This is a genomic window from Mesobacillus harenae (assembly GCF_013343715.1).
Lineage (GTDB): Bacteria > Bacillota > Bacilli > Bacillales > Cytobacillaceae > Mesobacillus_A > Mesobacillus_A harenae.
Genome location: NZ_JABUNR010000017.1, coordinates 13,341 through 36,375 on the forward strand (window position 1 = coordinate 13,341; position 23,035 = coordinate 36,375).

Below are 23,035 nucleotides of genomic sequence, written 5' to 3' on the forward strand. Positions count from 1 at the left end.
GATTGGAAAATAAAGGGCTGAATGAAAAAACAATGACGGAGATACTTCGATTTATAGCCCCTGGAACACCGCTGAGAGAAGGAATTGATAATGTTCTTCGGGCCAATACAGGAGGCCTTATTGTTATAGGATATAACGATAAGGTTAAGGAAATTGTCGATGGCGGTTTTCAGATTAACTGTACGTTTAGCTCTAATTTTTTATATGAACTGGCGAAAATGGATGGAGCGATTATTTTAAACGAGACAGGGGACCGCATATTAATTGCCAATGCACAACTTGTTCCCAATTCAATCATTCCGTCCTCTGAGACCGGAATGAGGCATAGGACTGCTCAAAGAACAGCGAGACAGACAAATGCTCTGGTAATTGCAATCTCACAGCGCCGTAATGTAATTACCCTTTACCAAGGAAGTTTTCGATATGCACTAAGAGACATTGCCGTTATTTTAACTAAAGCTAATCAAGCCCTTCAAACACTTGATAAGTATAAAATGGTACTTGAGCAAAGTGTAACGAATCTGGGTATTCTTGAATATGAAGAGCTTGTTACTTATAATGATCTTCTCCAAGTCATTCATCGTTTTGAGATGGTGTTAAGGATAAAGAACGAACTAAATGGCTATTTGAGTGAGCTTGGAACTGAGGGCAGGCTTGTTCAGCTGCAAATGCAGGAGCTTTTAACGACTCTTGAAAAAGAAGCTGTCCTCATGATCAAAGATTATGCCTATGACAAAGATGTTAACCCGGCAGAAATTGTTGCTAGCTTTCAAGCAATGTCAACAAAGGAAACTATAGAGGATTCCGTCATTCTGAAACTTTTAGGTTACCAAGGATATGTCCAGCCAGAAGAGTTCATCTCTCCAAGAGGGTACCGCATACTCTCCAAGATTCCTAGACTGCCTCTTATCATAATTGAGAACTTAGTTCAGCACTTTGAGAAATTTCATTTCGTTTTAAGCGCATCTGTTCAGGAACTTGATGATGTAGAGGGTATTGGAGAGGTTAGAGCGAGAAAAATAAAGAGCGGATTAAAGAGTATTAAAGATCAGCTGATTGCGGACCAACATATGTAACGGATAGAAACAAAAGAGAGCTCTTCTTTTACCTGTAGATAGCCAAATGGGTATAATTTGACACCCCTCCCCCATGGTGCTACTTTTAAGGTAGATAGTCACATTCCCAACATAAGTATATAGAAACTCTTTTGTTACAGCTTGTTTTAAATCATTTCAGAACGGCAACAATTATTTTAAAATCTATTTAATAGTAGGTTTCAATTTTTGGAAATTGTTTATAATGATTAGAAGGAGGTGAAGGAATGCTAAGACGTATCATTCAAGCCTGCTTCCTTATTATCGGAGGTACGCTTGGTATATTCTTAATTCCTGATTTATTGTTGTTAATTGGTACAGAAGATATCGTGTTAATTAATAATCCGTATGTTTCTGCTGTCCTGGGTGCACTTATATTTTATTTTATTACGTTCTGGGCAGTTGATTATGTTACAAACTTCATAAAATGGGCAGAGGAATCCCTTATTAAAGCACCAATAACGGATGTCATCTTCGGCAGCATAGGACTGTTCTTTGGTCTGCTAGTTGCCTTTTTGATCGGCTTTGCCTTAAACGCCATTCAGGTTCCGATCGTTAATACGGTTGCACCTACATTGCTTACTCTTCTTTTTGGGTATCTTGGGTTTCAAGTTGGCTTTAAGAAAAGAGACGAACTTTTGAACTTATTTTCAAACAAGATAGGAAAGAAAAAGTCTGGTGAAGAAGAGTCCGAAGAAGAACGTGCCGGAGATCTGAAGATTTTGGATACAAGCGTTATTATTGATGGCCGAATCGCTGATATCTGTCAGACGGGTTTCTTAGAAGGCACGATGGTGATCCCGCAGTTTGTTTTAGAAGAGCTTCAGCATATTGCTGATTCATCAGATGTGTTAAAGCGAAACCGTGGACGCCGCGGCCTGGATATATTAAACCGGATTCAAAAAGAACTGGCCATTAAAGTAGAGATTTATGAAGGTGACTTTGAAGAAATTCAGGAAGTAGACAGCAAGCTTGTTAAACTTGCAAAAATAACAAGCGGAGTTGTTGTTACCAATGACTTTAACCTGAACAAAGTATGTGAACTTCAGGGAGTAGCTGTATTAAATATTAATGATCTAGCAAATGCCGTTAAACCAGTTGTTCTTCCTGGTGAGGAGCTAAATATTCAGGTCATCAAAGATGGAAAAGAGCATAATCAAGGAATCGCCTATCTTGATGATGGGACAATGATTGTTGTTGAGGAAGGCCGTGATTATATCGGCAAACGAATAGACGTGCTAGTAACAAGTGTATTGCAAACCTCTGCTGGCCGTATGATTTTTGCAAAACCAAAACTATTGGAAAAAGCTTTATAAGTAGATAGGAGTTTTTATATGGCTTATCAGGTCATTATTCCGGCGGCTGGACAGGGGAAAAGAATGGGGGCGCAGAAGAACAAGCTGCTCCTCAAATTGGATGGCATTCCGGTTCTTATCCATACCCTTAGAGTGTTCGATCGAGATCCAGAATGCGGTGGAATTATCCTTGCAATTCATCCTCATGATAAAGAGGAACTTTTAAAACTGTTGGATGAATACAGCATTCAGCAGGAAATCAGCCTTGTTGCCGGCGGAAAAGAGCGGCAGCACAGTGTATATAATGCCGCAAAAGCAGCGAAGCCTGAAGGAATAATCTTGGTTCACGACGGTGCTAGGCCGTTTATTGAAACAAACACGATTCATGAGCTTATCAATAAAGCATCCAGCATGGGTGCAGCGGTGGCGGCTGTTCAGGTGAAGGATACAATGAAAATCGCAAAGAACGGCTTAGTTACAGAAACGGTGGAGCGATCCAGCTTGTGGGCAGTCCAAACCCCACAAGCTTTTCGTGTTTCCACTCTTATAAAAGCCCATCAGGCGGCCGAACAAGAAGGTTTTTCAGGAACCGATGATGCGAGCCTTGTGGAGCGCCTCAACATAGACGTAGCCATTGTTGAAGGAACATATGACAATATTAAGCTGACTACACCTGAAGATCTTTATTTTGCGGAAGCAATAATTCAAAAGCGCCGGAGGGTGGGCAACAAAATATAATGGGGGAATTTGAATATGTTTCGAATCGGACAAGGCTTTGACGTACATCAATTAACGGAAGGCCGTCCGCTGATAATTGGCGGAATCACAATTCCGTATGAAAAGGGACTGCTCGGGCATTCAGATGCGGATGTGTTATTGCATACTATTTCTGACGCCTGTCTCGGTGCAATTGCAGCTGGAGACATTGGCAAACATTTTCCAGATACTGATCCGGAGTTCAAAGATGCTGATTCAGCTAAGCTTATGGAACTGGTATGGGAGTTGGTAACGAACAAGGGCTATGAACTAGTAAATATCGATTGTACAATAATGGCCGAAAAACCTAAGATGGCACCTTATATAGAGTCTATGCAAGCTAGGATTGCCGAGCTCCTGAAAGCGGCTCCCGAGCAGGTCAATGTAAAAGCAACCACAACCGAAAAATTAGGCTTTACGGGCCGTGGCGAGGGAATCGCAGCACAGGCAGTTGTTTTACTTAAAAAGTCCTTATAAAAGTGGAATGACCTTTATTAAGAGGTCTCGGCATGGTAAAATAACCAAGTTATATTAGTTTTTAAAGGAGGATTCCCATGTCAGAAATTCGTGTACGATATGCACCTAGTCCTACCGGGCATTTACATATAGGGAATGCGCGCACAGCGTTATTCAATTATTTATATGCAAGAAATCAAGGCGGGAAATTTATTATTCGTATTGAAGATACAGATAGGAAAAGAAACATTGCAGGCGGAGAGGAAAGTCAGCTCCGTTATTTAAAATGGCTTGGGATTGATTGGGATGAAAGCATAGATATAGAAGGCGAGTATGGTCCGTACAGACAATCCGAGCGTAATGACCTTTACGAGAAATATTATAAAGAGCTGTTGGCGAACGGCAAGGCGTACAAATGTTACTGCACGGAGGAGGAGTTAGAGGCGGAGCGTGAGGCACAATTAGCTAAAAATGAAACTCCGCAATATTCCGGGAGATGCCGTTCCTTGACTCAAAAAGAGCAGGAGGCTCTAGTACAGGAAGGACGCCAGCCAAGCATTCGGATCAAAGTCCCTCAGGGTAGATCATTTGAGTTTGAGGACATGGTTAAAGGGATGGTTTCTTTTGAATCTGAGGGAATAGGCGATTGGGTAATGGTGAAAAAAGATGGTACACCAACTTACAATTTTGCGGTTGCCGTTGATGATCACCTCATGAAAATCTCACATGTTCTGCGCGGAGATGATCATATCTCCAACACACCTAAACAGCTGATGGTTTATGAGGCTCTTAATTGGGACATACCTGTATTTGGCCATATGACATTAATAGTGAATGAGAGCAGGAAAAAGTTAAGCAAACGGGATGAATCGATTATCCAATTTATCGAGCAATACAAGGATCTCGGTTATCTTCCTGAAGCATTATTCAACTTCATTACCCTGCTTGGCTGGTCTCCGGCCGGGGAAGAGGAGATTTTTTCTAAGAACGAACTGATCGATATCTTTGATCCTGAACGTTTATCTAAATCTCCAGCATTATTCGATCAGCAAAAGCTAAGCTGGATGAACAACCAATACATGAAAAAGGTAGAGCTTGAAAGAGTGGTTGACCTTGCTCTCCCTCATCTAGAAGAGGCGGGAAGAGTGAGCCGTAGCCGTACGGAAGAGGAAAGCAGATGGGTTAAGAGCCTGATTTCTTTATTCCAGGAGAAAATGAGTTACGGTGCAGAAATTGTTGAGATGACAGATATGTTCTTTAAGGATGAGATCAGCTATGAAGCAGAAGCTGACGCTGTTTTAAAAGAAGAACAGGTTCCGGAAGTACTGGAGGCATTCCTCACCGAAATTGAAGCATTACCTGAATTTAATGCTGCAGGTATTAAAGCAGCATTAAAAGCGGTTCAAAAATCTACTGGCTATAAAGGAAAACAGCTATTTATGCCTGTTCGTGCTGCGGCTACTGGGCAGACACATGGGCCGGATCTTCCTCTAGCTATGGAGCTCCTCGGCAGAGAGAAGATAAAAAAACGTCTAAATAACTTACTTCAATAATATTATTTCGATTTTTTTGGTTAACAGATCGGAAAAAGTATAATATAGTAAGAGTAATTCATTTTTATAATTCAAAGTGTTGAAGAGGATAAGTAAAAAAACAAAGCTTTTTAGAGAGAACCATCATCGGCTGAAAGTGGTTTAAGCCCCTTGTTTTTTGAAATGCACCTCAGAGCCCCTGGCCGAAAGGAAGCTATCTTCCAAGTAGATCAGGGCGGGACCGCCCGTTACCAGGTTTAAGTTGAGGCAATGCAATAATGGCCTAAACAGAGTGGAACCGCGCATTCAGCGTCTCTGTCATTTGACGGAGGCGCTTTTTATTATGTTTAAAACTTTTAACCCAGCCATAAACCAACCTAGCCCTCGGGTCATAAGCCAAACCCCTTCAGAAGTCACAAAACGACTTCCTGCGGTGTTCGTCTTATGCCAGTCTAGTGGCGCCGCCTAGCTTCTCGAGATTGCTTCGGTCCAGCCGATGAAGTCAAAGAACGACTTTAACTTCTGGCCCTGCAGCACTTGTCGAAGCTAACCAGGCGGCTCTACATTTCGGGCAGTCGGGGCTGATCGAGGCGCTTGTGCTTTTGTTATATCTAGCTTCAGCGCCTAGCCCCTCGGGTCATAAGCCAAACCCCTTCAGAAGTCAAAAAACGACTTCCTGCGGTGTTCGTCTTATGCCTGTCAGGGCTGATCGAGGCGCTTGTGCTTTTGAGGGAGGAGGAGGAGAAGTATGTTCAAGTTGATAAAGGAAGACATTGAAGTTGTTTTTGAACAAGACCCAGCGGCTAGAACATCTCTTGAGGTCATTTTGACTTATTCGGGGCTGCATGCAATTTGGGCTCATCGGTTTGCACACGCATGTTATAAACGAAAATTCTTTTTTATAGCCCGTTTAATCTCTCAAATTAGCCGTTTTTTTACGGGTATAGAAATTCATCCAGGTGCTAAAATCGGCCGAAGGCTTTTTATCGATCATGGCATGGGAGTAGTTATTGGGGAAACATGTGAAATCGGCGATAATGTAACTATTTTTCAAGGTGTCACACTTGGAGGGACGGGCAAAGAAAAGGGCAAGCGCCATCCGACCGTAATGGATAATGCTTTGATTGCTACGGGAGCGAAAGTACTAGGTTCGATCACTATTGGGGAAAATTCGAAGGTAGGGGCAGGTTCTGTTGTGCTAAAAGATGTACCGCCAAACTCCACCGTCGTTGGAATACCTGGAGAAGTGGTAGTTCAGGACGGAGTTAGAAAGCGGATTGATTTAGATCACTGCAATCTTCCTGATCCTCGCGGCGACCGGTTTAAAGAAATCGAGGCAGAATTGCAGAAGTTAAACAAAGAACTTAATGATTTGAAGGCAGAAAGGAGTAAAGTAAATGCCAATTCAAATTTATAATACACTCACTAGAAAAAAAGAAGAATTCACTCCTCTTGAAGAGGGAAAAATCAAAATGTATGTTTGCGGGCCAACCGTATATAATTATATTCATATCGGTAACGCTCGTCCTCCTATTGTATTCGATACAGTCCGTCGTTATTTTGAATTCAGAGGGTATGATGTTCAATATATTTCTAACTTCACAGATGTGGATGATAAATTAATCCGCGTCGCTAACGAATTAGGTGAGGATGTGCCTTCCATTGCCGAACGGTTTATCAATGCCTACTTTGAAGATGTTTCGGCACTAGGCTGCAAAAAAGCAGATGTTCACCCCAGGGTAACAGAAACGATGGACATAATCATTGACTTTATTGCTGCACTCATTGAAAAAGGCTATGCATATGAATCAGGCGGAGATGTCTATTATCGGACGAGAATGTTTAATGGATACGGTAAACTTTCTCATCAATCAATAGACGAATTAAGGCTTGGCTCCCGGATTGAAGTGGGTGAGAAAAAGCAAGATGCTCTAGACTTTGCACTATGGAAAGCGGCAAAGAAAGGTGAAATATCGTGGGAAAGTCCTTGGGGAAGCGGGCGCCCAGGCTGGCACATTGAATGCTCTGCGATGGCTAGGAAATATCTCGGTGATACGATCGATATTCATGCCGGCGGCCAGGATCTAGCGTTCCCGCATCATGAAAATGAAATTGCCCAGTCGGAAGCGCTGACAGGAAAACCATTTGCGAAATATTGGATGCATAACGGTTATATTAATATTGATAATGAAAAGATGTCCAAGTCACTTGGCAACTTCGTAATGGTTCACGATATTATAAAGAATCATGATCCGCAGGTGCTAAGGTTTTTCATGCTCTCTGTTCATTACCGCAATCCGGTTAATTACAGTGAAGAGCTGCTGAGTACCACGAAGGCTGCATTTGATCGGCTGAAAACATCGTACCATAACTTAAAGCACAGGCTGGAGGCAAGTTCAGGGCTGACTGACAACAACCAGGAGTGGGGAAAAAAGATCACTGCTTTGCACGAACAGTTTATTGCTGCAATGGATGATGATTTTAATACTGCAAATGCTATTTCTGTTTTATTTGATCTTTCTAAACTGGCAAATCTGTATTTATTGGAGAAGAATACAGCTGAGTCTGTGATTAAAGAATTTATTAATGAATACGAACAGCTATTTAGTGTACTCGGTTTATCTTTAGAAACAGAAACTGAGTTGCTTGATGAAGAAATTGAGGCATTGATTGCTAAGCGAATTCAAGCTAGGAAAGAACGTAACTTTCAGCTTGCAGATGAGATCCGTGATCAATTGAAGGAAATGAATGTGATTTTGGAAGATACTCCTCAGGGCATCAGATGGAAAAGAGGCTGACCGAATGCTTCCTTATGAAAAAAATGTTGATGAAAAACAGCTGAACAGTCTGGCTCTAGCTTATATGGGCGATGCCGTGTATGAACTGCATATACGGCACCACCTACTGCAATCCGGCAGAGTCCGTCCAAATGATCTCCATCGAAAAGCAACGTTGTATGTTTCTGCAAAAGCACAATCCCGTATCCTGTTTCAGCTGATGAACAGCGGTAGATTGTCAGAGCAGGAAATAACAATCGCCAAAAGGGGCCGCAACGCCAAATCAGGTACGATTCCTAAAAATACGGATGTACAAACTTATCGGCACAGTACTGCGTTTGAAGCACTAATTGGTTATTTATATCTGGGTGAGGAACATGAACGGCTGGAGGAATTGATCACTGCTGCTATTGCTATTGTTGAAGATGAAAAGGGAGGAACAACTAGATGAATGAAGAAACTATTATTGGAAAAAACCCTGTAATCGAAGCTCTTAAATCCAGCCGGGATATTAATAAAATTTTAATCGCTGAAGGGTCCCAGCGTATGCAGCCAATCGTTGCCCTTGCAAAAGAAGCAAATGTAATTGTGCAATTCGTCCCTAAGAAAAAAATTGATCAAATGTCAGAGGGTAACCACCAGGGTGTTATAGCGCATGTTGCAGCCTATCAATATGCAGAATTAGATGACCTATTTGCAGCGGCAGAAAAGAAAAATGAGTCACCATTCTTCTTGCTTCTTGATGAGATAGAGGATCCGCATAATCTCGGCTCAATTATGAGAACGGCCGATGCCACCGGAGCTCACGGAATCATTATTCCTAAACGCAGGTCTGTTGGCTTGACCGCTTCTGTAGCGAAAGCTTCCACAGGGGCTATAGAATATATACCGGTCGTCCGGGTTACAAATATGGCCAGGACAATCGAGGATTTGAAAGAAAGAGGAGTATGGATCGCAGGAACAGATGCGTCAGGCAAAGAAGATTATCGAACCTTCGATGGGACACTTCCGCTTGGATTAATAATTGGCAGTGAAGGGAAAGGAATGGGCAGGCTTGTCAGAGATAAATGTGACTTTCTTATCAATCTGCCAATGGCTGGCAAGGTAACCTCGTTAAATGCCTCAGTTGCTGCGGCTTTGCTGATGTATGAGGTTTACCGAAAGCGTCATCCTATAGGAAAATAAAATGGATATCCTCCTTGTAGACGGATATAACATTATTGGAGCTTGGCCAGAGCTTTCCCAATTAAAAGTCAGGGATTTATCAGCGGCCAGAGATCGTCTTATTGAAAAAATGGCAGAATACCAAGCGTACACTGGTTATCGAGTCATTGTCATTTTTGATGCCCACTTTGTTACGGGTACAGAAACGAAATATAAAAATTATAAGGTTGATGTTATCTTTACTAAAGAGGGAGAAACGGCTGATGAGCGAATTGAGAAATTGGCAATTCAGCTGAATAACCGGGTGACACAGATCCATGTAGCCACTTCAGACTTCACTGAGCAATGGGCCATTTTTGGACAAGGCGCCTTAAGAAAGTCTGCCAGGGAACTGCTGACAGAAATAAATATTGTTGAAAGCAGGATTGAAAAAAGAGTTCGCCATATTCAGCAGAAACGTCCTGTTAGCAAGATTCCTCTGAGTGATAAAGTGGCAGAAACTTTTGAAAAATGGCGCAGAGGCGATAAATGAGCAGTTGACGCCTAAAAAATTCCTGCTGTATAATATTTCTATCTATGGAAGCGGCGGGGGGATCTGTTTGAATATTGACTTCAGGGCTAAAACCAATTCAAAGTACGCTGAATTAGAAGACGAGTTTATTGTGGAAGCAGTTCACAAAGGAGAAAGTGAAGCACTAGATTACTTGATACATAAATACCGTAATTTTGTGCGTGCCAAAGCAAGGTCATATTTTTTAATCGGAGCAGATAAAGAAGATATCGTTCAGGAAGGCATGATAGGATTATACAAAGCCATTCGGGATTTTAAAGAGGACAAGCTCACTTCTTTTAAAGCGTTTGCAGAACTATGTATCACTCGACAAATTATTACTGCGATTAAAACAGCCACTAGACAGAAACATATTCCGCTCAACTCCTACATCTCACTGGATAAGCCTATTTATGATGAAGAATCGGACCGAACCCTGATGGACGTACTGTCAGGAGCAAAAGTAATGGATCCTGAAGAACTAATAATTAACCAGGAAGAATTCGACCAAATCGAGGTTAAAATGGCGGAGCTTTTAAGTGATCTTGAAAGAAAAGTTTTGGCGCTTTACCTTGACGGACAATCCTATCAGGAAATTTCCGAAGAATTAAACCGGCATGTAAAATCAATTGATAATGCTCTTCAGCGAGTTAAACGAAAACTCGAAAGATACCTGGAAATAAGAGAGATCTCCATTTGATTTATGCCTAAACCCGCCATGAAACAGCCTTTTAAACAGGCTTGCTCTTATTGACACGTAATATCAGCCATGTTAAAGTTTTATAGATATAAATGATAGAATAAAGGTTAGTTATCGGCTTTTGTTTTCCGCTGCTATGCTAACTGTAAGCAGGTGTCATATGAGAGTAAAAGTTATTCTTGCTTGTGTGGAGTGCGGGTCTCGCAATTATACTTCTAATAAAGAGAATCTCGCAGAACGCTTAGAGCTTAAAAAGTTCTGCAAGACTTGCAATGCTCATACAGTCCACAAGGAAACGAAATAACAACACACCATTATAAATAGATCATTTGGTATCCCCATAAGTTGGAGGTTTGAACATGCAACGCATCACAAAGTTTTTCCCTGAAGTTGCTCGCGAAATGAGAAAAGTCAGTTGGCCGAAACGCAAGGAATTAACACGTTATACGATCATTGTTTTAATCACTGTCATTTTCGTAGCTGTATTCTTTGCTGTAATTGACCTAGGCATCTCTAATTTGATTCGTTTTATTCTTGAATAACACCTGCCATCTCATGGTATAATGGAGAATAATGCAGGAATTGTTCGTAAAGCCCGGATAACGGGTTTTTTCATTTGGTTTAAATTTACGAATTTTGTTATTTTGCGTTTGTCTTAAAGCAGGCCTATGAATGCATGACAATCCGCAAAATTAGGTCTGCTTACTGTTTAATTATCATGGAACAAAATTTGTTCCGAAGGCGCTTGCGCTTAATAACAATTGTGTAGGGAGGGAAGGACGCTTAGTCCTCTTGAATGGAAAAGAATTGGTATGTTGTTCATACGTACTCAGGTTACGAAAATAAAGTTAAGGCAAATCTTGAAAAGCGTGTAGAATCAATGGGAATGCAGGATAAAATTTTTCGGGTTATTGTACCTGAAGATGAAGAGACTGATTACAAGAATGGCAAAAAGAAGGTAGTAAAACGAAAGACATTCCCAGGGTATGTTCTAGTCGAGATCGTGATGACAGATGATTCATGGTATGTTGTCCGGAATACGCCGGGTGTAACTGGGTTTGTTGGATCCGCTGGATCAGGCTCCAAGCCAACAGCACTTCTTCCAGAGGAAGTTGCTATGATTCTGAAGAGAATGGGTGTTGAAGAAAGACGGACTGAACTCGACTTTGAATTAGGCGAGACGGTTCAGGTTAGTGAAGGACCGTTTACAAACTTTACAGGTACGATTGAAGAGATTGACAATGACAAAGCAAAACTAAAAGTTCTCGTCAATATGTTTGGCCGGGATACCCCGGTTGAACTGGAGTTTGCACAGATCAAAAAAATATAACTCGAAAAAACTTGAAATCAAATTTAAAAAGTGGTAATATTTCATAGGTCAGTATCTCTCGATAAAGAGAAGAACATTTGACTAGTTCTTTATTTCATATAAAGACTCATATGAGTGGGAGGGTAAAAACCCTATTACCACATCACGGACTTTAAGGAGGTGTGTCTCGTGGCTAAAAAAGTAATTAAGTTGGTTAAATTGCAAATTCCTGCTGGTAAAGCAAATCCAGCGCCGCCGGTTGGTCCAGCATTGGGTCAAGCAGGTGTTAACATCATGGGATTCTGTAAAGAGTTTAATGCTCGCACAGCTGATCAAGCTGGTTTAATTATTCCTGTTGAAATCACGGTATTCGAAGACCGTTCATTTACATTTATTACGAAAACTCCTCCTGCTGCCGTTCTTCTTAAGAAAGCAGCTGGTATTGAGTCTGGTTCTGGTGAACCTAACCGTAATAAGGTAGCAACAGTAAAGCGCGACAAGGTACGCGAGATTGCTGAAACAAAAATGCCTGACCTAAATGCTGCCAGCGTTGAAGCTGCTATGCTAATGGTTGAAGGTACTGCACGCAGCATGGGAATCGTTATCGAAGACTAATTGCGTGTTTCTGATGCAAGGGACTGATTGAGGTTGCGGTGCTGAATATGATTCACTCGCAACCTTTATTCTGTCCAAGGGCACGGCGCTAAAAAACGCGCCTGCACTTTTCGTATAGGTCTAGCAGCGAGGCGGTCGGTTTGTAATAAAGCCGATGGTCCTCAATGCTTTTCGTATGTCTAGCTCCGATGCCTGTACACAGGCATCTGCGCTTTACATCGTGGGAGGTTATTCCGCTAAAACCACAATCAAGGAGGAAATATCGAAATGGCGAAAAAAGGTAAGAAGTATATCGAAGCCGCTAAGCTTGTAGATAACACGAAAGCATATGCGATCAATGAGGCAATTGACCTTGCGAAAAAGACAAGCATTGTTAAATTTGACGCAACTGTTGAAGCAGCATTCCGTTTGGGCGTTGACCCTAAGAAAGCTGACCAGCAAATCCGCGGAGCAGTTGTGCTTCCAAACGGAACTGGTAAAACTCAACGTGTACTTGTATTCGCTAAAGGCGAAAAAGCAAAAGAAGCAGAGGCTGCTGGTGCAGACTATGTTGGAGATGCTGAATTTATCAATAAAATCAACCAAGGCTGGTTTGAATTTGATGTAATCGTTGCTACTCCGGACATGATGGGTGAAGTTGGTAAGCTTGGCCGTACATTAGGGCCTAAAGGCTTAATGCCAAACCCTAAAACTGGAACTGTTACATTTGATGTAACTAAAGCAGTTAACGAAATCAAAGCCGGTAAAGTTGAATACCGCGTTGATAAATCTGGTAACATCCATGTTCCAATCGGAAAAGCATCTTTCGAGGACGCTAAGCTTGTTGAAAACTTTAACACGATCTATGATACGCTGTTAAAAGTAAAACCTGCTGCAGCTAAAGGAACATACATGAAGAACGTAACAGTTGCTTCTACAATGGGCCCTGGTGTAAAAGTTGACCCATCAACAGTAACTGCGAAATAACTGATTGACACAACGATTTGCATTATGTATAATGTATCTTGTTGCTAAAATAAAATAACATTTGTACCGCAGACAGCAGGAGCATCTATGCTTAATTCCCTGCCGAGGTCATACGATAGATAACAAGTCAAATTGACTATTGTATACTGCCTCTGTGTCTGTATGGACACAGAGGTTTTTTATTGCCTGGTATGAATGAGAGAATCTACAGGAGGTGTAAGGATGAGCAGTGCTATCGAACAAAAGAAACAAATCGTAGACGAGATCTCTGAAAAACTAAAAACTAGTGTTTCAACAATTGTTGTTGATTACCGTGGTTTGAACGTTTCAGAATTGACAGAACTTCGTAAGCAGCTTCGTGAAGCTGGGATCGAGTTCAAAGTTTACAAAAACTCAATGGCTCGCCGCGCGGCTGAAGCTGCAGAGCTTGCTGGATTAAACGAATCTTTTACTGGCCCAAATGCTATTGCATTCAGTAATGATGATGTAGTTGCCCCTGCTAAAATTTTAAACGACTTCGCAAAGAAGCATGAAGCGCTTGAAATTAAAACTGGTGTAATTGAAGGAAACCTTGCAACAGTTGAGGAGATTAAGGCTCTTGCAGATCTGCCATCACGCGAAGGTTTGCTGTCTATGCTACTCAGCGTTCTTCAAGCTCCTATGCGCAACCTGGCTCTTGTTACAAAAGCCGTTGCAGAACAGAAAGAAGAACAAGGCGCGTAAGTTAAATTTATCGGTTATACAATAAATGAAAACATTATCTAAGGAGGAACATTAATCATGACTAAAGAACAAATCATTGAAGCAGTTAAAACTATGACTGTTTTAGAACTTAACGACCTAGTAAAAGCAATCGAAGAAGAATTCGGAGTAACTGCTGCTGCTCCTGTAGCAATGGGTGGAGCTGTAGCTGGCGACGCTGCTGCTGAGCAAACTGAATTTGACGTTGTTCTTGCAAGTGCAGGCGACCAAAAAATCAAAGTTATCAAAGCTGTACGTGAAATCACAGGTCTTGGTCTTAAAGAAGCAAAAGATCTTGTTGACAACACTCCAAAGGCAGTTAAAGAAGGCGTTTCTAAAGAAGAAGCTGAAGAAGTTAAAGCTAAGCTTGAAGAAGTTGGAGCAAACGTTGAAGTTAAGTAATAAATTTGTAAAAAAGCTCGCTATATAAGCGGGCTTTTTTTCACTTTTTAAAAATAGACTGTTTAATAGTGAAGGTTTTAAGCAATAAATAGAATAGCTGCATGCTATTTTTAAAACGTTGCTTGATTTTCTTTAACGGGTCATAGATTCAGCCTAATCAAAAGATTTAAAGAGCTTCCCTTGTAAAATGTCTCTGTGGAGGTGGCTTCATGCCAGACCATTACTATACCCGGAACCCAAATACCGAGAGTGATCCGCTGTATTGGGAGTTTCAACTGAAAGGTTCAAACCTTAGGTTTAAAACAGATAATGGGGTTTTTTCAAAAAAAGAAGTAGACTATGGTTCTCGTTTGCTTATCGAAACCTATGAAGCCCATAAGATGGACGGTTTGTTACTGGATGTAGGCTGCGGGTATGGACCGATCGGTCTAAGCCTGGCAAAGGCGTATCCAAACGCTAAGGTTCATATGGTAGATGTAAACAGCCGTGCATTGTCCCTTGCAAAAGAAAATGCCGAAATTAACCGTATTAATAATGTACAGGTTTACGAGAGTGACCGGTTAACCGGAATAGCTGAATCAAACTTTGATGCTATTCTCACGAATCCGCCAATCCGAGCCGGGAAACAAACAGTTCATGAGATTTTTGAACAGAGCTATGAACATCTAACAAGTGAAGGTGAACTTTGGACTGTGCTTCAAAAAAAACAAGGGGCCCCTTCTGCAGTGGATAAAATCACTGAGATTTTCGGTGATGCACAAATTGTGCTAAAAAAGAAGGGTTATTTTATCATTAGGGCTAAAAAAGTTTGACGAAGAAAATCCACTATGTTAACATTATAAAATGCCAATATATTATATTCTGGATAAATTGCTAAAAACGACGAAAGTTGTATAATTTTGGTTGTATAAGGCAATGCTAACAAAATATAGTTCGTTTAGAAAAATGTGGTTTTTGAGTTAAAAACCCTTTTTCTTTTTGTCTTATGAAATGGCAGCAATTCCATGGGTAAGGCAGATAGATGCACCAATAACGCTTGATTTGAGGGGTGAATCAGTTGACAGGTCAACTAGTTCAGTATGGACGACACCGCCAACGGAGAAGTTACGCTCGTATCAGTGAAGTTCTGGATTTACCAAACTTAATTGAAATCCAAACAGCTTCCTACCAATGGTTTCTTGATGAGGGACTTAGGGAAATGTTTCAGGATATTTCTCCAATTGAGGACTTCACTGGTAACTTATCGCTGGAATTTATCGATTACAGCCTTGGCGAACCGAAATATCCAGTTGAAGAATCGAAAGAAAGAGATGTTACTTTCTCTGCGCCTTTACGTGTAAAAGTCCGTCTTGTAAATAAAGAGACAGGCGAAGTGAAGGACCAGGATGTGTTTATGGGAGACTTCCCATTAATGACAGAAACAGGTACCTTTGTGATCAATGGTGCCGAGCGGGTCATCGTTTCACAGCTAGTACGTTCACCGAGCGTGTACTATAGCGGAAAATTGGATAAGAACGGTAAAAAAGGCTTTACTGCTACTGTGATTCCAAACCGCGGCGCCTGGCTTGAATATGAAACAGATGCCAAAGAGGTTGTATATGTAAGGATAGATCGTACGAGGAAACTGCCTGTTACGGTTCTTTTGCGTGCACTTGGGTTTGGGTCCGACCAAGAAATTATCGATCTTATTGGGGATAACGAGTACATTCGTAATACCCTTGAGAAGGATAATACCGAAAGTACGGAAAAAGCACTGCTCGAAATTTATGAGCGTTTGCGCCCTGGTGAACCGCCAACCGTTGAAAATGCGAAAAGTTTAATGCTATCAAGATTCTTTGATCCAAAAAGATATGACCTTGCTAGCGTTGGACGTTATAAAATAAACAAAAAGCTTCATATTAAAAACCGTTTATTTGGTCAGCGTCTAGCGGAAACGCTTGCTGATCCAGAAACAGGGGAAATTATCGCTGAAAAAGGCGTGACTCTTGACCGCCGTACGCTGGATAAAATCCTTCCGCATCTTGAAAAGAATGTAGGGTTTAAGAGTTTCAACCCTGCCGGCGGCGTAATTAAAGAAGATATTCCTCTTCAATCTATAAGGATTTATGCACCAGAGGGTGATGGAGAGAAAGTAATTAATGTGCTTGGAAATGCTTTTGTTCCTGAGCAGATTAAGAATATTATGCCTGCAGATATCATTTCTTCTATCAGCTATTTCTTTAACCTCCTACATGGGGTTGGAGATACAGATGATATCGACCATTTGGGTAATCGTCGCCTTCGTTCAGTAGGTGAGCTTCTCCAAAACCAATTCCGTATCGGGTTATCCCGTATGGAGCGTGTTGTACGTGAGAGAATGTCCATCCAGGATACAAACACGATTACACCACAGCAACTAATTAATATTCGCCCGGTTATTGCATCCATTAAAGAATTCTTTGGAAGCTCTCAGCTTTCTCAGTTCATGGATCAAACAAATCCGTTGGCAGAACTTACACATAAACGGCGTTTATCTGCATTAGGGCCCGGTGGACTAACACGTGAGCGTGCCGGATTTGAAGTGCGTGACGTTCATTACTCCCACTATGGCCGTATGTGTCCTATCGAAACGCCAGAGGGACCAAACATTGGTTTGATTAACTCACTTTCTACCTTTGCAAAGGTTAACAGGTTTGGTTTTATTGAAACTCCTTACCGTCGTGTTGATCCTGAAACAGGTAAAGTGACAACCCAATTCGATTACTTAACAGCTGATGAAGAGGATAACTATGTAGTTGCCCAAGCTAATGTCGTTTTATCAGAAGACGGTTCATTTGTGGATGATGAAGTTATCGCTCGTTTCCGGGGTGAAAACACCGTCGTTAGCCGCGATCGCGTTGACTACATGGATGTATCACCTAAACAGGTCGTATCAGCTGCAACAGCTTGTATCCCTTTCCTTGAAAATGATGACTCTAACCGTGCACTTATGGGCGCGAACATGCAGCGTCAGGCTGTGCCTTTATTGCAGCCGGAAGCACCTAGAGTAGGAACAGGAATGGAACATGTCTCTGCAAAGGATTCTGGAGCTGCTGTAATTTGTAAGCATGAAGGTATTGTTGAGCATGTACAAGCACGTGAAGTTAGAGTTCGCCGTATCAGTATTGTTGATGGACAAGAAGTTAAAGGTGATCTTGATCGGTATCGCTTGCTTAAATTTATTCGTTCCAACCAGGGAACTTGTTATAATCAACGCCCAATTGTCAGTGTTGGAGACCGTGTAGTTCAAGGTGAAATCCTTGCTGACGGACCTTCGATGGAAAAAGGTGAGCTTGCCCTAGGAAGAAATGTTCTTGTAGCCTTTATGACGTGGGATGGTTATAACTACGAGGATGCCATCATTATGAGTGAGCGCCTAGTCAAAGATGATGTCTATACTTCTATCCATATTGAAGAATATGAGTCTGAATCGCGCGACACTAAATTAGGGCCAGAGGAAATTACTCGAGACATTCCAAACGTTGGTGAAGATGCGCTTCGCAACCTGGATGATCGTGGAATTATCCGAGTGGGCGCAGAGGTAAAAGACGGAGATTTGCTTGTCGGTAAAGTAACCCCTAAAGGTGTAACTGAATTGACGGCTGAAGAACGTCTTTTGCATGCAATCTTCGGTGAAAAAGCGCGTGAAGTGCGTGATACTTCACTCCGTGTCCCACATGGCGGCGGCGGAATTGTTTTGGATGTAAAAGTGTTTAACCGGGAAGATGGCGATGAACTTCCGCCAGGTGTAAACCAGCTTGTCCGCGCCTATATTGTTCAGAAGCGTAAGATTTCTGAAGGAGATAAGATGGCCGGACGCCATGGTAACAAAGGGGTTATCTCTAAAATCCTTCCTGAAGAAGATATGCCGTACCTTCCAGATGGTACACCAGTTGATATCATGTTAAATCCACTGGGAGTTCCATCACGTATGAATATCGGACAGGTGCTTGAACTACACCTCGGAATGGCTGCACGTTACCTTGGCATACATGTTGCTTCACCTGTTTTTGATGGAGCAACAGAAGAAGATGTCTGGTCGACTATTGAAGAAGCAGGTATGGCAAGAGACGCTAAAACTGTTCTTTACGATGGCCGTTCAGGTGATGCCTTTGATAACCGTGTATCCGTCGGGGTAATGTATATGATCAAGCTTGCGCACATGGTAGATGATAAGCTGCATGCCCGCTCTACAGGACCGTACTCATTAGTAACGCAGCAGCCACTAGGTGGTAAAGCCCAGTTTGGCGGACAGCGTTTTGGTGAGATGGAGGTTTGGGCACTTGAGGCGTATGGAGCAGCTTACACCTTACAAGAAATCTTAACAGTGAAGTCTGATGATGTTGTTGGCCGTGTGAAGACTTATGAAGCAATTGTTAAAGGGGAAAATGTTCCGGAACCTGGTGTTCCTGAGTCCTTTAAAGTATTAATGAAAGAATTGCAGAGCCTTGGCATGGATGTAAAGATTCTATCAGGCGATGAAAAAGAAATTGAAATGCGCGACCTGGAAGATGATGAAGAACTGCAGCACGCTGAATCGTTAACTATTTCACCTGAAACAGAGGGTGCTGATTCAGAAAAGGTTGGTACAAGGGAATAACATTTAACTAGCAGTTTCTGCCCGCCCGAGAAACCGATCTTTGGTGGGCGTAACTCTAGTATTTATAGCAAGTGTTTTGCCGATAGGCAGGCGCTCTGCGCTTTAAGTATATCTAGCTCCAGCGTCAAGCCCCTCGAGTCGCTTCGGACCAGCCGAGGAAGTCAAAGAACGACTTCCCCCTCTGTTCCTCCAGCGCTTGTCGGGGCTGATCATGACGCTTGTGCTTTTAGTTTATCTAGCTCCGAGCGCCATCGGCTCGAGATCTTAAGCCAATCGCTTCTGAAGGCAAAGAACGCCTTCTGTCAGCGCTCGTCTTAAGCTTGTCGCCGATAGGCAGGCGCTCTGCGCTTTAATGGTTAGCAATAAGGGTAAAACCTGAGACGAAAAGGGAGGTAGGCCCCTTGCTGGATGTTAATAATTTTGAATACATGAAGATAGGCCTTGCTTCACCGGATAAAATCCGTTCATGGTCATTTGGTGAAGTTAAAAAGCCTGAAACAATCAACTATCGTACCTTAAAACCCGAAAAAGACGGTCTGTTCTGTGAGCGTATTTTCGGGCCGACCAAGGACTGGGAATGCCACTGCGGTAAATATAAACGAGTTCGCTATAAAGGCGTCGTTTGTGACCGCTGCGGAGTAGAAGTTACCCGTGCAAAAGTTCGCCGTGAGCGCATGGGCCACATTGAACTGGCTGCTCCTGTATCTCACATTTGGTACTTTAAAGGTATTCCGAGCCGCATGGGACTTGTTTTAGACATGTCTCCACGAGCTCTTGAAGAAATTATTTATTTCGCTTCTTACGTTGTCACTGAGACAGGCGATACTGCTCTTGAAAAGAAACAGCTTCTTTCTGAAAAAGAATTCCGTGCATATCGTGATAAGTATGGAACTAAGTTCCAGGCATCCATGGGTGCGGAAGCTATTAAAAAACTTCTTTCAGATATAGACCTAGACAAAGAGGCTGATATGCTGAAAGAGGAACTTAAAACTGCTCAAGGACAAAGACGTACCCGTGCAATTAAGCGTCTTGAAGTACTTGAAGCATTCCGTGGTTCTGGAAATGAGCCTGATTGGATGATACTAGATGTTCTTCCGGTTATCCCGCCAGAGTTGCGCCCAATGGTTCAATTAGATGGCGGCCGGTTTGCTACATCAGATTTGAATGACCTCTATAGACGTGTAATCAACCGGAACAACCGTCTAAAACGTCTTCTTGATCTTGGAGCTCCAAGCATTATTGTCCAAAATGAAAAGCGGATGCTTCAGGAAGCAGTTGATGCCCTGATAGATAACGGTCGCCGCGGCCGTCCGGTTACTGGACCTGGTAACCGTCCATTGAAATCTCTTTCTCATATGCTGAAAGGTAAGCAAGGACGTTTCCGTCAGAACCTGCTCGGAAAACGGGTTGACTATTCAGGCCGTTCGGTTATCGTCGTTGGGCCAAACCTGAAAATGTACCAGTGCGGACTTCCAAAAGAAATGGCTTTAGAGCTGTTTAAACCTTTTGTTATGAAAGAGTTAGTTCAAAAGGGACTTGCTCATAATATTAAATCTGCTAAACGTAAAATCGAGAGAGTCCAGCCGGAAGTTTGGGATGTTCTTGAGGACGTTATCAAAGAACACCCTGTACTGCTTAACCGCGCACCTACCTTGCACAGGCTAGGGATACAGGCCTTCGAACCGACTATTGTTGAAGGACGTGCAATTCGCCTTCATCCGCTTGTTTGTACAGCTTACAATGCTGACTTTGACGGTGACCAGATGGCTGTTCACGTGCCTCTTTCAGCAGAAGCACAGGCAGAAGCACGCTTGTTAATGCTTGCTGCCCAAAACATTTTAAACCCTAAAGATGGCAAGCCAGTAGTAACACCTTCACAGGATATGGTATTAGGAAACTACTACTTAACGCTTGAAAGAGAAGGTTCGGTTGGCGAGGGAATGATCTTTAAAGATACAAATGAAGCCTTGGTTGCATACCAAAATGGATATGTACACCTTCATACTAGAGTAGCTGTTCATGCTGGTTCATTGAACAACCAGACATTTACGGAAGAAATGAATAAAAAGCTGTTATTAACAACAGTAGGCAAACTCATTTTTAATGAGATTCTGCCATCTTCATTCCCGTATATTAATGAACCTACAAAAGAGAATCTTGAAATAGAAACACCTGCGAGGTACTTTGTTGAAAGTGGAACCGATGTTAAGGAACACCTTAAAACAAGTCCAATAGTAGATCCTTTTAAGAAAGGTATACTCGGAAATGTCATTGCAGAAGTGTTTAAGCGTTTCAAGATTACAGAAACATCAAGAATGCTTGACCGAATGAAGGACCTTGGATTCCGCTACTCCACCAAAGCTGGAATTACAGTAGGGGTTGCAGACATCGTAGTTCTTCGTGAAAAGAAGAAAATTATTGAAGAGGCTCAAACAAAAGTAGATAACGTTCTAAAGCAATTTAGACGTGGTCTTATCACAGAAGATGAACGTTATGATAGAGTGATTTCGATCTGGAGCGCCGCTAAGGATACTATTCAGGCTATGCTCATGAAATCATTGGATAAAACGAACCCGATCTTCATGATGAGTGATTCAGGTGCTCGTGGTAATGCATCCAACTTTACACAGCTTGCTGGTATGCGTGGACTTATGGCTAACCCGGCTGGCCGAATCATTGAATTGCCTATCAAATCTAGTTTCCGTGAAGGTTTAACTGTATTAGAATACTTTATTTCGACGCACGGTGCTCGTAAAGGTCTTGCTGATACAGCACTTAAGACTGCTGACTCAGGTTACCTGACTCGTCGTCTTGTCGATGTAGCCCAGGATGTCATTGTTCGTGATGACGATTGTGGAACAGACCGCGGCCTTAAGGTCAGGGCGCTTAAAGATGGCACTGAGGTTATAGAGGAACTGGATGAGCGTTTAATTGGACGTTATGCAAGAAGAAATATTGTGCATCCAGAAACGAATAAAGTTATCGTTCATGAAAATGACCTAATCACAGAAGATCTTGCTAATCAAGTAATGGAAGCTAATTTAGAAGAAGTATGGATTCGTTCTGCATTCACTTGTAACACTCGCCATGGTGTATGTAAAAAGTGTTACGGACGTAATCTTGCAACAGGCCAAGAGGTTGAGGTCGGCGAAGCAGTTGGAATTATCGCAGCCCAGTCGATTGGTGAGCCAGGAACCCAGCTGACAATGCGTACATTCCATACAGGTGGAGTTGCCGGGGATGATATCACTCAGGGTCTTCCACGTATTCAGGAATTGTTTGAAGCCCGTAATCCAAAAGGGCAGGCTGTAATCACTGAGGTTGAAGGCGTAGTTGTCGGAATTAACGAAGGACGTGATCGTCAGCATGAGATTATTGTTCAAGGTGAAGTAGAGAGCCGTACTTATACAGCCCCATATACAGCAAGAGTAAAAGTTGCTGTTAATGAAAAGGTAGCTCGCGGACAGGAACTGACAGAAGGTTCTATTGATCCGAAAGAACTACTGAAAGTAAAAGACGTTAATTCTGTTCAAGAGTACCTGCTGCGTGAAGTACAAAAAGTATACCGCATGCAAGGGGTAGAAATTGGCGATAAACACGTAGAAGTAATGGTACGTCAAATGCTGCGGAAAGTAAGGGTTATCGATGCGGGTGAAACGGAAGTCTTACCAGGAACTCTACTCGAAATCCATCAATTTACTGATGCCAACAGACAAGCACTGCTTGAAGGGAAACTTCCAGCAACAGGCAGATCTGTGCTGTTAGGTATTACCAAAGCGTCACTAGAAACAGATTCATTCTTGTCAGCCGCATCATTCCAGGAAACAACAAGAGTCCTTACTGATGCAGCAATCAAAGGCAAGCGCGATGAATTGCTCGGCTTGAAAGAAAATGTTATTATCGGAAAGCTTGTTCCAGCAGGAACTGGTATGCCGCGTTACCGCAGAGCTGAACCTTATTTAAAGGATGCAGAGACTGAGGAGCCAATGACAGTCGAATAAAAAGCTCAATTAAACTAAAAAGTTGCGGTACCTTCTTATGAACGCATGTTGAAGGTACC

Annotated in this window: 21 protein-coding genes and 2 other annotated features; all 21 genes read left to right on the forward strand. The window is 42.2% G+C overall.

Annotated features, from left to right (window positions below):
- Positions 1 to 2 precede the first annotated feature (2 nt).
- The 21 genes from disA (at position 3) to rpoC (ending at position 22,976) form a co-directional block, all read left to right on the forward strand.
- Positions 3 to 1,076, forward strand: coding sequence for a DNA integrity scanning diadenylate cyclase DisA (gene disA, locus HRJ06_RS18650; RefSeq protein WP_174734489.1), 1,074 nt, complete (start codon positions 3 to 5; stop codon positions 1,074 to 1,076).
- A gap of 245 nt (positions 1,077 to 1,321) precedes the next feature.
- Positions 1,322 to 2,410, forward strand: coding sequence for a PIN/TRAM domain-containing protein (locus HRJ06_RS18655; RefSeq protein WP_174734490.1), 1,089 nt, complete (start codon positions 1,322 to 1,324; stop codon positions 2,408 to 2,410).
- A gap of 18 nt (positions 2,411 to 2,428) precedes the next feature.
- Positions 2,429 to 3,127, forward strand: a complete 699-nt coding sequence (ispD, locus tag HRJ06_RS18660; RefSeq protein ID WP_174734491.1) for a 2-C-methyl-D-erythritol 4-phosphate cytidylyltransferase — start codon at positions 2,429 to 2,431, stop codon at positions 3,125 to 3,127.
- A gap of 15 nt (positions 3,128 to 3,142) precedes the next feature.
- A complete protein-coding gene (ispF, locus tag HRJ06_RS18665) occupies positions 3,143 to 3,622 on the forward strand; it encodes a 2-C-methyl-D-erythritol 2,4-cyclodiphosphate synthase (RefSeq protein ID WP_174734492.1) in 480 nt (159 codons plus the stop codon).
- Positions 3,623 to 3,699: 77 nt separating this feature from the next.
- Positions 3,700 to 5,154: a glutamate--tRNA ligase gene (gene gltX / locus HRJ06_RS18670; protein ID WP_174734493.1), complete on the forward strand. Its 1,455-nt coding sequence runs from the start codon at positions 3,700 to 3,702 to the stop codon at positions 5,152 to 5,154.
- A 70-nt stretch (positions 5,155 to 5,224) separates the two neighbouring features.
- Positions 5,225 to 5,453, forward strand: a binding site (T-box leader).
- Between the two features lie 428 nt (positions 5,454 to 5,881).
- On the forward strand, positions 5,882 to 6,550 hold the full coding sequence (gene cysE / locus HRJ06_RS18675; protein WP_174734494.1) for a serine O-acetyltransferase: 669 nt from the start codon (positions 5,882 to 5,884) through the stop codon (positions 6,548 to 6,550).
- Positions 6,531 to 7,931: a cysteine--tRNA ligase gene (cysS, locus tag HRJ06_RS18680; protein WP_174734495.1), complete on the forward strand. Its 1,401-nt coding sequence runs from the start codon at positions 6,531 to 6,533 to the stop codon at positions 7,929 to 7,931. The genes cysE and cysS overlap by 20 nt, the downstream gene beginning before the upstream one ends.
- A 4-nt stretch (positions 7,932 to 7,935) precedes the next feature.
- A complete protein-coding gene (locus HRJ06_RS18685; protein WP_174734496.1) occupies positions 7,936 to 8,361 on the forward strand; it encodes a Mini-ribonuclease 3 in 426 nt (141 codons plus the stop codon).
- Positions 8,358 to 9,095: a 23S rRNA (guanosine(2251)-2'-O)-methyltransferase RlmB gene (gene rlmB / locus HRJ06_RS18690; protein ID WP_174734497.1), complete on the forward strand. Its 738-nt coding sequence runs from the start codon at positions 8,358 to 8,360 to the stop codon at positions 9,093 to 9,095. Before HRJ06_RS18685 ends, rlmB begins: the two co-directional genes overlap by 4 nt.
- A 1-nt stretch (position 9,096) precedes the next feature.
- Entirely contained in the window at positions 9,097 to 9,606 is a 510-nt protein-coding gene (locus HRJ06_RS18695) for an NYN domain-containing protein (protein ID WP_174734498.1), read from the forward strand.
- Positions 9,607 to 9,673: 67 nt separating this feature from the next.
- The gene (gene sigH / locus HRJ06_RS18700; RefSeq protein ID WP_174734499.1) at positions 9,674 to 10,324 is read left to right on the forward strand and encodes an RNA polymerase sporulation sigma factor SigH; all 651 of its coding nucleotides are present in this window, start codon (positions 9,674 to 9,676) and stop codon (positions 10,322 to 10,324) included.
- Between the two features lie 160 nt (positions 10,325 to 10,484).
- Positions 10,485 to 10,628 carry a 50S ribosomal protein L33 gene (gene rpmG / locus HRJ06_RS18705; RefSeq protein ID WP_174734500.1) on the forward strand — a complete coding sequence of 48 codons (144 nt, stop codon included), beginning with the start codon at positions 10,485 to 10,487 and terminating at the stop codon, positions 10,626 to 10,628.
- Positions 10,629 to 10,683: 55 nt separating this feature from the next.
- Positions 10,684 to 10,866 carry a preprotein translocase subunit SecE gene (secE, locus tag HRJ06_RS18710; protein ID WP_174734501.1) on the forward strand — a complete coding sequence of 61 codons (183 nt, stop codon included), beginning with the start codon at positions 10,684 to 10,686 and terminating at the stop codon, positions 10,864 to 10,866.
- Positions 10,867 to 11,120: 254 nt separating this feature from the next.
- A complete protein-coding gene (nusG, locus tag HRJ06_RS18715; protein ID WP_174734502.1) occupies positions 11,121 to 11,654 on the forward strand; it encodes a transcription termination/antitermination protein NusG in 534 nt (177 codons plus the stop codon).
- 168 nt (positions 11,655 to 11,822) lie between these two features.
- On the forward strand, positions 11,823 to 12,248 hold the full coding sequence (gene rplK, locus HRJ06_RS18720) for a 50S ribosomal protein L11 (protein ID WP_174734503.1): 426 nt from the start codon (positions 11,823 to 11,825) through the stop codon (positions 12,246 to 12,248).
- Positions 12,249 to 12,515: 267 nt separating this feature from the next.
- Positions 12,516 to 13,214 carry a 50S ribosomal protein L1 gene (gene rplA, locus HRJ06_RS18725; protein ID WP_174734504.1) on the forward strand — a complete coding sequence of 233 codons (699 nt, stop codon included), beginning with the start codon at positions 12,516 to 12,518 and terminating at the stop codon, positions 13,212 to 13,214.
- A gap of 48 nt (positions 13,215 to 13,262) precedes the next feature.
- Positions 13,263 to 13,404, forward strand: a sequence feature (ribosomal protein L10 leader region).
- 32 nt (positions 13,405 to 13,436) lie between these two features.
- On the forward strand, positions 13,437 to 13,937 hold the full coding sequence (gene rplJ / locus HRJ06_RS18730; RefSeq protein WP_174734505.1) for a 50S ribosomal protein L10: 501 nt from the start codon (positions 13,437 to 13,439) through the stop codon (positions 13,935 to 13,937).
- A 57-nt stretch (positions 13,938 to 13,994) separates the two neighbouring features.
- Positions 13,995 to 14,357, forward strand: coding sequence for a 50S ribosomal protein L7/L12 (gene rplL, locus HRJ06_RS18735; protein ID WP_174734506.1), 363 nt, complete (start codon positions 13,995 to 13,997; stop codon positions 14,355 to 14,357).
- Positions 14,358 to 14,566: 209 nt separating this feature from the next.
- Complete coding sequence (locus tag HRJ06_RS18740) at positions 14,567 to 15,169, forward strand: class I SAM-dependent methyltransferase (protein ID WP_174734507.1); 603 nt, start codon at positions 14,567 to 14,569, stop codon at positions 15,167 to 15,169.
- 245 nt (positions 15,170 to 15,414) lie between these two features.
- Positions 15,415 to 18,975, forward strand: a complete 3,561-nt coding sequence (rpoB, locus tag HRJ06_RS18745) for a DNA-directed RNA polymerase subunit beta (RefSeq protein ID WP_174734508.1) — start codon at positions 15,415 to 15,417, stop codon at positions 18,973 to 18,975.
- 401 nt (positions 18,976 to 19,376) lie between these two features.
- The gene (gene rpoC, locus HRJ06_RS18750) at positions 19,377 to 22,976 is read left to right on the forward strand and encodes a DNA-directed RNA polymerase subunit beta' (RefSeq protein ID WP_174734509.1); all 3,600 of its coding nucleotides are present in this window, start codon (positions 19,377 to 19,379) and stop codon (positions 22,974 to 22,976) included.
- The last annotated feature ends 59 nt before the right edge of the window (positions 22,977 to 23,035 follow it).

Bases quoted from the DNA above. Each gene is read 5' to 3' on its own strand.
- secE (WP_174734501.1), top strand. From the start codon at position 10,684: ATGCAACGCATCACAAAGTTTTTCCCTGAAGTTGCTCGCGAAATGAGA.
- HRJ06_RS18655 (WP_174734490.1), top strand. From the start codon at position 1,322: ATGCTAAGACGTATCATTCAAGCCTGCTTCCTTATTATCGGAGGTACG.
- gltX (WP_174734493.1), top strand. From the start codon at position 3,700: ATGTCAGAAATTCGTGTACGATATGCACCTAGTCCTACCGGGCATTTA.
- rplA (WP_174734504.1), top strand. From the start codon at position 12,516: ATGGCGAAAAAAGGTAAGAAGTATATCGAAGCCGCTAAGCTTGTAGAT.
- cysE (WP_174734494.1), top strand. From the start codon at position 5,882: ATGTTCAAGTTGATAAAGGAAGACATTGAAGTTGTTTTTGAACAAGAC.
- rpmG (WP_174734500.1), top strand. From the start codon at position 10,485: ATGAGAGTAAAAGTTATTCTTGCTTGTGTGGAGTGCGGGTCTCGCAAT.
- nusG (WP_174734502.1), top strand. From the start codon at position 11,121: ATGGAAAAGAATTGGTATGTTGTTCATACGTACTCAGGTTACGAAAAT.
- ispF (WP_174734492.1), top strand. From the start codon at position 3,143: ATGTTTCGAATCGGACAAGGCTTTGACGTACATCAATTAACGGAAGGC.
- rlmB (WP_174734497.1), top strand. From the start codon at position 8,358: ATGAATGAAGAAACTATTATTGGAAAAAACCCTGTAATCGAAGCTCTT.
- HRJ06_RS18685 (WP_174734496.1), top strand. From the start codon at position 7,936: ATGCTTCCTTATGAAAAAAATGTTGATGAAAAACAGCTGAACAGTCTG.
- rplL (WP_174734506.1), top strand. From the start codon at position 13,995: ATGACTAAAGAACAAATCATTGAAGCAGTTAAAACTATGACTGTTTTA.
- rplJ (WP_174734505.1), top strand. From the start codon at position 13,437: ATGAGCAGTGCTATCGAACAAAAGAAACAAATCGTAGACGAGATCTCT.
- cysS (WP_174734495.1), top strand. From the start codon at position 6,531: ATGCCAATTCAAATTTATAATACACTCACTAGAAAAAAAGAAGAATTC.
- HRJ06_RS18695 (WP_174734498.1), top strand. From the start codon at position 9,097: ATGGATATCCTCCTTGTAGACGGATATAACATTATTGGAGCTTGGCCA.
- ispD (WP_174734491.1), top strand. From the start codon at position 2,429: ATGGCTTATCAGGTCATTATTCCGGCGGCTGGACAGGGGAAAAGAATG.
- HRJ06_RS18740 (WP_174734507.1), top strand. From the start codon at position 14,567: ATGCCAGACCATTACTATACCCGGAACCCAAATACCGAGAGTGATCCG.